Raw genomic sequence first — 12,521 nt, 5'->3', positions numbered from 1 at the left:
ACGCACTGTTGTCGATCACACCGCTCGACGCCGTCCACGGCGCCGCCGAACCCGTCTCGAAGCCCGCGTTGCCCAGCAACTGCGCCGGCGTGCAGCCGCCGCCACCGCCGGAGACGGCCCAGGAGAAGCTGGTCGTCGCGGTCTTGCCGCCCGCGTCGGTGACCGTGACGGTCGTGTTGTAGTTGCCCGCGGTGGAGGCCGTGCCGGAGATCACACCGGTCGAGGAGTTGATCGACAGGCCGGTGGGCAGGCCGGTGGCGGCGTACGACAGCGGCGCAGTGCCGCCCGAGGCCTGGATCTGCAGGTTCACCGAGCCGTTCAGCGCGGTGGACTGGCTGCCCGGGTTGGTGACGCTGACGCCGCCCGGGTTCGGCGGCGCCTGGCCGACGTTGACGCCCGCCCACGCGAGGCCCACCTGGTAGACCTCGTTGCTGTTCGCGCCGTAGAGGTCGGTGGCCGCGCTGACCGTCGCCGTGCGCGCGGCGGCGTAGTCGGTGGTCGAGGTCATGTAGGCGGTGAGCGCCTTGTACCAGATCTGCTTGGCCTTGTCCCGGCCGATGCCCGCGACCGTGACGTTGTTGGCCGTCGGGCTGTTGTAGTTGAACCCGTTGATGCTCTTCGCGCCGCTGCCCTCCGACAGCAGGTAGAAGAAGTGGTTCGCGACGCCGGACGAGTAGTGGACGTCCAGGTTGCCGACGCCCGAGTACCACGAGTCCGCCGAGGAGCCGTCCTTGGAGGGCTGGTCCATGTAGCGCAGCGGGGTGCCGTTGCCGTTGATGTTGAGCTGGATGCCGATGAAGTAGTTCGGCGGGGTGGAGGCCAGGTTGGCGTTCCACTCGACCATCTTGCCCATGATGTCGGAGGTGGCCTCGTTGAGGCCGCCGGACTCACCGGAGTAGTTGAGCGCGGCGGTCGCGGCGGTGACGCCGTGCGTCATCTCGTGGCCGGCCACGTCGAGCGCGGTGAGCGGGTGGGTGTTGCCGGAGCCGTCCCCGTAGGTCATGCAGAAGCAGGAGTCGTCCCAGAACGCGTTCACGTAGTTGTTGTCGTAGTGGACGCGGCTGTACGCGCCGACACCGTCGTTGCGGATGCCGTTGCGGTTGAAGGCGCTCTTGTAGAAGTCCCAGGTCGCGGCGACGCCGTACTGGGCGTCCACGGCCGCGGACTCGCCGTTGCTGGCCTGGCCGTTGCCCCACGTGTCGGTGGACTTGGCGTACAGCGTGCCGTTGCCGGACGTGCCGTTGCTCATGTTGGTCGTGTACTGGCCGCCGCGGGTGCCGTCCTTGAGCTGGTACTGCCCGCCGCTCTGGGTCGTGGTGAGCGGCACGTTGCCGACGTACACGCCGGTGCCGGTGCCGGTCTCGATGGTCTCGTTCTTGCCGAGCACCTCGCCGGTCGCCGCGTCGGTGACGACGTGCAGGCGGCTCGGCGTGCCGTCGTCGCCCTTGCCGGTGACGACGGTCTCGTACGCGAGCCGCGGGGTGCCCTTGGCGGCGAAGACCACCAGGCGCGGTGCGGCCTCCAGTGCGGCGCCCGACTCGGCGGCCAGCGCGCTCTCCTGGGCCTTCGGCGCGGCGAGCGCGGGGGTGGTGTCCAGGCCCGCCAGGACGGCGTCGCTGGCCTTGGTCACGCCCTTCGTGGCGCCGGCCGCGGTCTGGTGGACGACCAGGTCGCCGCCGAGGACCGGGAGGCCGGCGTAGGTGCGCTCGTACCGCAGGTGGCGGTCGCCGTTGGTGTCCTGGACGGCGTCCTTGGCGACGAGCTTCTCCTGGCCGCTCAGCCCGATGCTCTGGGCGAGGCTCGCGGCCTGCTGGTTCGCCGACGAGAGGAGCTCCGCACGGGCGGAGAGCTGCTGGGCGACGACCGTCGGCGCGTCGGGGGCGGCCGCCTGGGCGATGACCGGGATGCCGGTCACCAGCAGCGCGGTGGTGGCGGCCATGACGACCGCCGCCTTCCGGGCGTGGGCGTAGCGGGACATGCGGACTCCTTAACCGACCGGCGCGGGTGTGCGCACGGTGGAGGGCGACCTGGGCCGCGGGGTTGCGGCGCAGTGGGGGCCCCCGGCGGCGGTGTGCGCCAGGGGTGCAGCGGTGCTCACAGAGTCAGGTGCAGAGGAGTGCAGGTGTGCGGTGCGTGCAGAGGTGCGCACGGGGAAAGCCGCCGCGGGGAGGGAGAGTTGGGGGGTCCCTCGTCCGCAGCAGGGGGAATCGTGGCAGCAAATGAGCCGTTAATGACAGATGCATGCCATGGTTTGGCCGATTCGAGTCCGCACCGGGCAATCGCGAAGTGCTTCAACCGCGTTACAGGTAAAGGCACTTACAACAACGGTTTTCATGAGCGCCAAATTGTTCGGGTCCCCCGCACCGGCACTGACCAGCGCTCAGGCCGACGTCGGACCGCCCGGCCGGGGCGCAGCGTCCGCGGGGCCCGACACGTCACCATTCCGGCCGTGCCACCGCGCGGTTCCGGCCATTTCGAGCGGCCCCGGGAACGAACCCGGCACGAGCCCGGTACGGACCCCGAACGGACCCGGGCCCGGCACCGCCACAACGGCGGTACCGGGCCCGGGAGTCGGAGGTCGTCAGCCCTGGACGAACACCGCCACGGTGCGGCCGGGCACGGTGAACGTGCCGGTCGCGGCGTCGAAGCCGGACTGCTTGATCACCGGGTCCGCGCCGCCCGCCTGGACGGGGTGCAGCGCCTGGGCCGTCCCCTTCAGCGCGGAGACCGTCTGGCTCTGCGCCGTGGGCGTGGCGTTGAAGACCACGGTGACACCCTTCTCGGCGCCGGCCAGACCGGTGCCGTCCAGGTGCAGGGTGATCACCCCGGGCGTCTCGGCGGCGGTGCCGGAGAGCGGGTAGGACAGCCGCTGCTGGACGTCGGCGAGGGTCGGCAGGGAGAACAGCGGCGAGGACCGCTTGATCCGCAGGAAGTCCTGGAACTGCGCCGTGGTCGCCCGGATGTCGTCCGCGCCGACGGTCAGCTTCGGGTTGGCCAGGAGCGATTGGGCCGTCGGCCAGAGCTCCTTGTTGTCCGCCGCCATCGGCAGGCCGCGGCCCCAGCCGTTGCCGTCCGCGGCACTCCAGTGGATCGCGTTGAACCAGTCGCCCGAGTTGTAGGAGTTCGAGTCGAGCGACTTCGAGCGCAGCAGGTCGCTGCCCGCCTGGGCGAAGCCGGCGCCCTGGGTGAGCGCGGTGAGCGAGAGCCCGAGCGCCTGCATCCGGGCCCGGTCGGCGGGGGCGGTGCCGGTGGGCAGCTTGTAGGCGAGGGCGTCGAACAGGTCGGTGTTGTCGTGGGCGTCCACGTACTCCACCGCCTCGCCCGGCCTGCTCGCGTACCCGGTCGGGGCGCCGTTGTAGTCGACCTGGGCGCCGGTGACGGGCTTGCCGGAGCTGTCGGTGAACGCGTAGCCGGCCAGGTTGCCGGTCAGCCCGACCTTCAGCTGGTCCATCTCGTGCAGGAGCCGGGCCTTCTGCTGGTCGGGGGTGCCGTTGGCGGGCGAGCCGTTCGGGTCGGTGTACAGGCCCGAGGCGAAGCCCTGCTGCGGCGCGGAGCCGAGCATGAAGTTGCCGCCGCGGGCGGCGTCGCGCATCCGGTCGTCGAAGGTCGCGATGCCGGTGCCGGCCATGTTGGCCTGGGTGGCCTGGACGAACCGGGCGTCGTTGGCCACCGTGCCGAAGTTCCAGCCCTCGCCGTACAGGAAGACGTTCTTCCCGTCGACGCCGTCCGAGTCCGGCGTCATCTTCCGCAGCGCGGCCTGCACGTCGAGCATGGTCGACTTCGGGTCGAGGCCCATCAGGTCGAAGCGGAAGCCGTCGACGCGGTACTCGCGCGCCCACAGCGTGACCGAGTCGACGACGAGCCGGTTCATCATGGCGTGCTCGGGCGCGGTGTCGGAGCAGCAACTGTCCGTCGTCACCTTGCCGTTGGCGTCCAGCCGCTGGTAGTAGCCGGGCACCACCCGGTCCAGCACCGAGTTCCCGTCCTGGCCGCTGGCGGCGGTGTGGTTGAAGACGACGTCCAGCACGACGCGCAGCCCGGCCTCGTGCATGGCCTGCACCATCCGCCGGAACTGCACCGTGCGGGCGGTCCCGGTCGGGTCCGTGGCGTACGTGCCCTCCGGCACGTTGTAGTGCAGCGGGTCGTACCCCCAGTTGTACGCGTCGTCCGCGGCGACGGCGGCCACGCACTCCTGCTGCTTCGGGCCGTCCGGCGGAAGGGACTTGAGGTCGCAGGGCGGCAGCTTCTGCCCGGCCTTGTCCTTCGGGATGGACGCGATGTCGAAGGTCGGCAGCAGGTGGACCGTGGTCACACCGGCCTTGGCGAGGTCGCGCAGGTGCTGCATCCCGGCCGAGTTCGACTCGGTGAACGCCAGGTAGGTGCCGCGCTCGGCGGCGGGGACGGTGGCGTCCTCGACCGAGAAGTCGCGGACGTGCAGCTCCTGGATCCGCTGCTTCGCCGGCGGGACGGCCGCCGGGACGTTCTGGTCCTCCCAGCCCGCGGGCTTGAGCTCCTTGGCGTCGAGGTTCGCCACCAGGCTGCGCCTGGAGTCGGCGGACAGCGCGACCGAGTACGGGTCGGTGACGGTGTTGACGACGGTCTGCTGCACCGAGGGCGCCCAGACCTTCACCTGGTACAGGTAGTACTTGCCGTCCAACTCGGCCTTGTCGCGGACGACTTCCCACACACCGGTCTCGTCGTCCGGCTTCAGCGGCAGCGTCCTGGGAGTGCCCCCGGTGGCGCTGTCGAAGACCTGGACGGACACGTCCTGCGCGGTCGGCGCCCACACGGACAGCGCGACCTTGCCGTCGTAGTAGGCCGGGCCGAAGTCCACCCGGCCGGCCTTCCCCGCGTACAAGTCGTCCAGCACGCCCGGGATCTGCACGCCGGTCGCGGCCAACGCGGCCCCGCTCGGCAGGTGTTCGGTGAACAGCAGTTGGCTGCGCAGCGCGGCGGGCACGCGCGCGGCGTCCCGGGCATCCACGGTGAAGGCCCGGTAGCCCGCCAGGTGCGGGAACTTGGCCTTCTGCACGTCGGTCAGCCCGCCCTGGGCGGGGGTGAGCCGGATCCACTTGCCCGGCTTGGTCAGCACGCCCTTGTCGGCGCGGATGCCGCCCGCGGGGTCGTAGACGAGCTGGGCGCTGGTGCCGCCGGCGAGCGCCGCGTCGGCGGCGCCGTAGTTCGCGGGGACGACGACGGTCTTCGCGTCGATCCACTGCGCCTTGGCGGTGCCGGGGTCCAACTGCGAGGAGGCGGCGGCGTTCTGGGGCAGGAGGTAGCCCTCGCGGCCGCCGAGGATCCACACTTCCCGGCCGTTGACCGCGAAGTCCAGCGACTGGTCGCCCGGGAGGTCCTTGTCGTTGCCGTTGTGGAGGATGTAGCTGAGGCTGGTCGCCCCGGGGGCGAGCGGGACCTCGAAGACGTCGCCAAAGGCGTCGCGGCGGGCCGGCATCAGCGGCTTGCCCCAGTCGGTGGGGTTCGCGGCGCCGGTCCAGTCGTGCAGGCCCCAGCCGTCGTAGGCGCCGTCGGCCCGGTTGTAGTGGATGACGGCGGTACCGGCCGGCGGGGTGCTCGTCGGGCCGGGGTCGGTGGTCCGCACGGCCGGGTCGCCCTGCTTGACCCAGACCTCGCCGGTGCTGCCCACGTCGATGTGCCGGTCGGCGTCGACATCCTTGACGCCGTCCTTCTCGACGATGAACCCGACGTCCGACGCGCCCGGCTTGAGCCGCACGTACGCGAAGGCGCCGTACGCGTCCCGGCCGGTGAAGCCGTGCCCGGCCGGCCACTGGGTCGACTCGCCGTCCGCGAGGTCGCCCCAGGCGTAGAGGTTCCAGCCGTCGTAGTTCCCGTCCGGCCGGTTGTAGTGCACGACGGCGTACGGGCGCGCGGTGGCCGTGGGTACGGGCTTGGGCGCCGGGGTGCCGGTGGTGAAGCTCGCGGTGGCGGAGCGCAGGTGCCCACTGGAGTCCTGCACGACGGCCTTGTAGCGGACGACCGTGCCGGGGGCGACGGCGCTCAGGTCCTGGGTGACGGCGTACTTCCCGGTGTCGGCGGTGCCGAGCGTCTGCCAGGGCCCGTCGCCGATCTGCCCGGTGAACGTGACGCGGTTGAAGCCGCCGTCCGTCTTCGCGCCGATCGTCACGAGCCCGGTCGAGCCGTCCGCGGGCGGCTGCACCGAGAGCTGCGGCGCGGCGGCGACCGGCGCGAGCCTGGCGCCCGCCTTGTAGACGACGGACGACAGCGCGGGCACGGTGACGGTCGCCTTGCGGTCGGCGCCGCTGGTCAGGTGCTCCCCCGCCGACGGGTAGATGCGGTCGAAGCCCATCCCGGCGGAGAACGTGTCCAGGGTGACCGTCTTCGCCTCGGTGGCGTTGTTGACCGCCACCAGGTACTCGACCTGCTGCCCGGCGTCGATCCGGGAGAACGCGTACACGCCCGCGCCGTCGGCGGCGTACCGCTCGATCTGGGCGCCGTCGGCGAGCGCCGGGTTGTCGCGGCGCAGCTTGGCGAGGCCGGCGATGCCCTGGTAGAGCTCGCCGCCCTGCCCGTACCGGTCGGCCGGTCCAGGGGCGCCGCCGAGCACGCGGTCGGCGTTGTAGGACGCCGTCCGCGAGGCGAACATGTCCTGCCGGGCGTCCTTGTCGCCGCCCGCGCCGGTGAAGCCCTGCTCGTCGCCGTAGTAGACGACGGGCTGCCCGCGGGTGAGGAACTGAAGCTCGTTGCCGAGCCGGTCCTTCTTCAGGAGGGTGGTGTCGTCGGCGCCCGGGTTGTCGGCGAGGAGGAAGGAGCCGAAGCGGCCCATGTCGTGGTTGCCGAGGAAGGTCGGCAGCTCGTACGCGTCGGTGTCGGCGCTGGTGTAGCGGTAGTCCTGGCCGTAGACGTCGGCGAGGTTCTTCGCCGAGCCGCCCTGCGAGACGTACGAGCGCGCGGCGCCCTGGAACGGGAAGTCGAGCGTGGCCTGGAGCCGGCCCTTGGTGACGTACGGCGAGGTGACCGCCGGGTCGCCGGAGTAGACCTCGCCGAACATGAAGAACTTCTTGTTGCCCTGCTTGGCGGCGAAGTCCTTGAGCGCCGGCGCCCACTGCTGCCAGAAGGCCATGTTGACGTGCTTGACGGTGTCGATCCGGAAGCCGTCCACGCCGGCGTCCTTCACCCACTGCTCGTAGACCTTCTCGAAGCCCTTCACCACGCGGGGGTTCTGGGTGTCGAGGTCGTCGAGCCCGCTGAAGTCGCCCTCGGTCGCGGACTCGCCGACGAAGGTCGAGTCGCCGCGGTTGTGGTAGAGCGACGGGTCGTTGAGCCAGGACGGGCTCTTGGCGGTCGCGTCGGCGGGGGTGCGGAAGACCGGGGTGTAGGGGAAGGAGTCCTTGGTGATCTTCGGCCAGGGGGCTCCGCTGTCGGCCACGGCCGTCTCGTCGACCGGGTTGCCGTCGGCGTCGAGCGTCGGGTAGGCGCCGGTCGAGCGGTAGGCGTGCTGCTGCTCGGCGTCGTCGATGACGTCGGCGGTGTGGTTGGTGATGACGTCGAAGAAGACCTTGATGCCGCGGGCGTGCGCCTTGGCTATCAGCTCCTTCAGCTGGTCGTTGGTACCGAAGTGCGGGTCGACCTGGGTGAAGTCGGTGATCCAGTAGCCGTGGTAGCCGGCGGACGCCTGGTCCCCCGTGCCCTGCACGGGCTTGTTCTTGAAGATCGGCGCCATCCAGATCGCGGTGGTGCCGAGGTTCTGGATGTAGTCGAGCTTCTGGATCAGGCCGGCCAGGTCGCCGCCGTGGTAGAAGCCCTTGTCGGCGGGGTCGAAGCCGTTGTCCAGCCGCCCGCCCGTGATGCCGCCGGTGTCGTTGGCCTGGTCGCCGTTGGCGAAGCGGTCGGGCAGGACGAAGTAGTACTGCTCGCGGGTGAGGTCGTGCCGCCCGGCGGTGGCCGCCAGTGCGGCGTCCGACGGCGGGGCGGGCGGGGCGGCGGCGAGGGCCGCGGGGGCGCCGCCGAGGGTGGCGGCGGTCAGTGCGGCGGCGAGCAGGACGGCCGTGCGGCCGGGTCTGCGTCGTGGGGTGCTCCGCCGGGGGCTGAGCGGCGTATCGGCCACTGAGGGCTCCCTTAGGGGAAGGGGCGGTCGAGTTCCCTGGAAGCTAGCGGCCTGCAATATGTTTCAGCAAGATGCAGAAACGGTTTCGTGCCGGGAAAGTGCAGCGCACGACCGATCCGCGCACGCCTCGGGCACCCCGATTGCGCGCCCCGCACCGGTCGGCGTGACAATGGGACGTATGCCAGTCCCACCGGTAAGCACCAGACCCGACCTCACCCCCTACCCTGGTGGGAGTCGCCCCCTAACCCTCAAGGGGGACAGCCGGTGAAGAATCCACTTCCAGAGGATGAGCGGACGGCTACGGGACGTCTGGCAGACTTCTCGTCCATGGGGGAACCGACCGAGATCCAGCAAGCCGGCGCGCGGCGCGCCGACCAGGCGCACGGTGGTGGTTCCGGAGCACGCCAGGCCCTGTCCGGCGGCCCCGACGGAGCCACCCGGGCCGTCCGCTCGCGCACCGCCGCCCTGCGCGACCGCGTCCGCGACCAGCGCCGCTCGCCGGCCCGGCCGCGGATCTGGTTCGAGCTCGCCCTGATCGGCATCAGCTACTGGCTGTACTCGATCGTCCGGAACGCCGTTCCGGAGCAGGCGGCGATAGCCCAGAAGCACGCCCGCTGGATCTGGGACCTGGAGCAGAACCTCGGCGTCGCGGTCGAGCGCTCGGTCAACCACGCCGTGGACGGCGTCGGCTGGCTCATCACGGGCATGAACTACTACTACGCGACGCTGCACTTCGTCATCACGATCGGCGTGCTGGTCTGGCTCTACCGCAGCCACCCCGGCCGCTACGTCGCCGCCCGCACGGTGCTGTTCGTCACCACCGGGATCGCCCTCGTCGGCTTCTACTTCTTCCCGCTGGCCCCGCCGCGGCTGATGACCGACGGCGGCTTCATCGACACCGTGAAGGCCCACGGCACCTGGGGCTCGATGGCCTCCGGACCCGCCGCGCACGTCTCCAACCAGTACGCGGCCATGCCCTCGATGCACATCGGCTGGTCGATGTGGTGCGGTCTGGCGATCTTCTTCCTGGCCCGCCGGACGTGGGTCCGGGTGCTCGGCCTGATGTACCCGCTGGCCACGCTGGTGGTCATCATCTCGACCGCCAACCACTTCTGGATGGACGCCGTCGGCGGCGAGATCTGCCTGACGGTGGGCTTCCTCGCCGCCCGCTGGATCTACCAGGAGTGGGTCTACAAGCTGCCGCGGGTGCCCGCCCGGGAGACGGCCGAGGAGCCGATCACCGTCCCCGAGCAGTGGAGCGAGCCGGCCGTCGGCAGCGGCCGCCGCTAGACCGCGAAGAGACGTACGGAGGGGCCCCGCGAGGGGCCCCTCCCGCGTTTCCGGCCCACCCCGGCCCACCCCGGCTCAGCCGTAGAACAGCCGCTCCACGACCGCCCGGGCCCGCCGGGTCGTCCGCCGGTAGTCGTCCACCAGCTCCCCGCTGTGCCCGGCGCCGTACCCGAGGTAGCGCGCCACCCCGGACAGCTCCCTGGCCTCCCCGGGGAAGCTGTCCCCCGGCCGGCCGCGCACCAGCATCACCGCCGCGCGCACCCGGGAGGCCAGCACCCAGGCCGCGTCCAGCACGGCCGCGTCCTCCTCGCCGATCAGCCCGGCCCCGGCCGCGGCGGCCAGCGCCGCACGGGTCCGGGTGGTGCGCAGCCCCGGCAGCTCGTGCCCGTGCTGGAGCTGGAACAGCTGGACGGTCCACTCGACGTCCGCCAGCCCGCCGCGGCCGATCTTGGTGTGCGTGGTCGGGTCGGCGCCGCGCGGCAGCCGCTCGGCCTCGATCCGGGCCTTGATCCGGCGGATCTCCAGGAGGTCCCGCTCCGGCACCCCGTCGCCGGGGTAGCGCAGCGGGTCGATCAGCCGGCGGAACCGCGCGCCGAGCTCCTCGTCCCCGGCCACCGGCTCGGCGCGCAGCAGCGCCTGGCTCTCCCACGCGTGCGACCACCGGCGGTAGTACGCCGCGTACGAGGCGAGGGTGCGCACCAGCGGGCCGCTGCGCCCCTCGGGCCGCAGGTCGGCGTCGACCAACAGCGGGGGCTCGGTGGACGGCGCCGCGAGCAGCGTGCGCAGCTCGTTGCAGACCGCCTGGGCGGCCTTGGCGGCGTCCTGGTCCAGCGAGCCGAGCAGGGGCTCGTGGACGAAGAGCACGTCCGCGTCCGAGCCGTAGCCCAGTTCGTGGCCGCCGAACCGGCCCATCGCGATGACGGCGATCCGGGTGGGCAGGTCCCCGTGCTCGGCCTCCCAGCCGGCGACGCAGGCCCGCAGCGCGCCCTGCAGGGTGGCGGCGTTGAGGGCGGTGAGCGCCTCGCCCGCGGTGTCCAGGGCCTCGGCGGGGTCGTCGCCGAGGCGGCCGAGGACGTCCGCGGCGGCCGTGCGGAACAGCTCGCGGCGGCGCACCGAACGGGCGGCGGCGACGGCCGCGGCGGTGCTCCCGGCGCGGCCGACGGCGGCCAGTATCTCCTGCTCCAGGGCGGCCCGGCGGCGCGGTTCCAGGCCCTGCGGGTCGCCCAGCATGGCCACCGCCTCGGGTGCGCGCAGTAGCAGGTCGGGGGCGAGCCGCCCGGCCGACAGCACCCGGGCCAGGTGCTCGGCGGCGGCGCTCTCGTCGCGCAGCAGGCGCAGGTACCAGGGGGTGCGCCCGAGCGCGTCGGAGACCTGGCGGAAGTTGAGCAGTCCGGCGTCCGGGTCGGCCGAGTCGGCGAACCAGCCGAGCATCACCGGCAGCAGCGTGCGCTGGATCGCCGCCTTGCGGCTGACCCCGGAGGCGAGTGCGGTGAGGTGGCGCAGCGCGGCGGCCGGGTCGGCGTAGCCGAGCGCCTCCAGCCGGGCCCGGGCCGCGTCCGGGGTCAACCCGGCCGCGCCGGGCGGCAGTTCGGCGACGGCGTCGAGCAGCGGGCGGTAGAACAGCTTCTCGTGCAGCCGCCGGACCTCGACGGCGTGCCGCTTCCACTCGCGCTGCAGCGCGGCGACCGGGTCGGTGCGGGTGTCGCCGTTGATCAGCCCGGCGAGGGAGCGGGCCAGCCGGCGCTGGTCCTCCTCGCCGGTCGGCATGAGGTGGGTGCGGCGCAGCCGGTGCAGCTGGATGCGGTGCTCCAGCGAGCGCAGGAAGCGGTAGGCGGTGTCCAGCGAGGCGGCGTCGGCCCGGCCGACGTACCCGCCGCGGGAGAGCGCGGCCAGCGCCTCCAGGGTGTTGCCGCTGCGCAGCGCCGGATCGGTGCGGCCGTGCACGAGCTGGAGCAGCTGGACGGAGAACTCGATGTCGCGCAGCCCGCCGGGGCCGAGCTTGAGCTGGCGGTCGACCTCGGTCACGGGGATGGAGTCGATCACCCGGCGGCGCATCTGCTGCACGTCGGCGACGAAGTTCTCCCGGGTGGCGGCCTGCCACACCATCGGGGCCAGCGCGTCCACGTACGCGGCGCCGAGCTCGGTGTCGCCGGCCACCGGGCGGGCCTTGAGCAGCGCCTGGAACTCCCAGGTCTTGGCCCAGCGCTGGTAGTACGCGACGTGGCTGGCCAGGGTGCGCACCAGCGGGCCGTTGCGGCCCTCGGGGCGGAGGTTGGCGTCCACCGGCCAGATGGTGCCCTCGCCGGTGGTGTCCGAGCAGAGCCGGGTGAGCGCGGCGGCCAGCCGGGTGGCGGCCTTGACGGCCTCGTGCTCGTCGACGGCCCCTTGCCCGTCGACGCGGTCGGGCGGTTCGGCCACGAAGATGACGTCCACGTCGGAGACGTAGTTGAGCTCGCGCCCGCCGCACTTGCCCATGCCGATGACGGCGAGCCGGCAGGCCGCGGCGGCCTGCGGGTCCTGCTCGGCGGCGAGGTCGAGGGCGGTCTGCAGGGTGGCGCCGGCGAGGTCGGCGAGTTCGGCGGCGGTCTGCGCGAGGTCGGTGGTGCCGGAGAGGTCGCGGGCGGCGATCGCGAGCAGGCAGCGGCGGTAGGCGACGCGCAGCGCGTCGGCCGGGCTGCGGGCCGCGCCCGTCCGGACGCCCTCGGCGAGGGCCCGCCGGAAGTCCTCCGGGCCGGGGTGCATGTCCCGCAGCTCGAAGGTGACCAGGGCGTGCCAGTCGTGCGGGTGCCGGGCGAGGTGGTCGCCGAGCGCGGTGGAGGCGCCGAGGACGCCGAGCAGGCGGTCGCGCAGCGGCTTGGAGGTGGTGAGGGTGTCGCGCAGGGTGTGCCGGTCGGCCTCGTCGGCGGCCTCCAGCAGCCGGGCGAGGCCCAGCAGGGCGAGGTCGGGGTCGGCGGTGGTCCCGAGCGCGTCCAGCAGGACGGGGTCGTCGGCCAGGCCCTCCAGGCCCGGCCCCGCCAGCAGCCGGACCGCCCGCGCGGGATCGGTGAATCCGCGCCGCACCAGCCGGATCTCCGGCCGGCTGACCCGGCTCCCGGCTCGCTGTCCCTCCTCCGCCATCGCCATCGCCATGCCCTCCCGGCCCGCCCGG

4 protein-coding genes are annotated in these 12,521 nt (G+C 72.6%); 1 reads left to right on the top strand and 3 read right to left on the bottom strand.

Annotated features, from left to right (window positions below; all coding sequences use genetic code 11):
* Together ACFVU9_RS22670 and pulA are read right to left on the bottom strand one after the other, a co-directional pair.
* The coding region (locus ACFVU9_RS22670) for a M4 family metallopeptidase (protein WP_387595896.1) at positions 1 to 1,978 on the bottom strand (1,978 nt) is incomplete at its 3' end.
* Between the two features lie 603 nt (positions 1,979 to 2,581).
* On the bottom strand, positions 2,582 to 8,083 hold the full coding sequence (gene pulA / locus ACFVU9_RS22665) for a pullulanase-type alpha-1,6-glucosidase (protein ID WP_387595894.1): 5,502 nt from the start codon (positions 8,081 to 8,083) through the stop codon (positions 2,582 to 2,584).
* A gap of 327 nt (positions 8,084 to 8,410) precedes the next feature.
* Between pulA and ACFVU9_RS22660 the strand changes: the two genes are divergently transcribed.
* Positions 8,411 to 9,373: a phosphatase PAP2 family protein gene (locus tag ACFVU9_RS22660; protein WP_387595891.1), complete on the top strand. Its 963-nt coding sequence runs from the start codon at positions 8,411 to 8,413 to the stop codon at positions 9,371 to 9,373.
* Positions 9,374 to 9,448: 75 nt separating this feature from the next.
* Here ACFVU9_RS22660 and ACFVU9_RS22655 read toward each other — a convergent pair whose 3' ends face one another.
* A complete protein-coding gene (locus tag ACFVU9_RS22655) occupies positions 9,449 to 12,496 on the bottom strand; it encodes a bifunctional [glutamine synthetase] adenylyltransferase/[glutamine synthetase]-adenylyl-L-tyrosine phosphorylase (protein WP_387595901.1) in 3,048 nt (1,015 codons plus the stop codon).
* Positions 12,497 to 12,521 lie beyond the last annotated feature (25 nt).

Source organism: Kitasatospora sp. NPDC057936 (assembly GCF_042887525.1).
Lineage (GTDB): Bacteria > Actinomycetota > Actinomycetes > Streptomycetales > Streptomycetaceae > Kitasatospora.
This window is presented reverse-complemented; position numbering and strand designations above follow the sequence as displayed.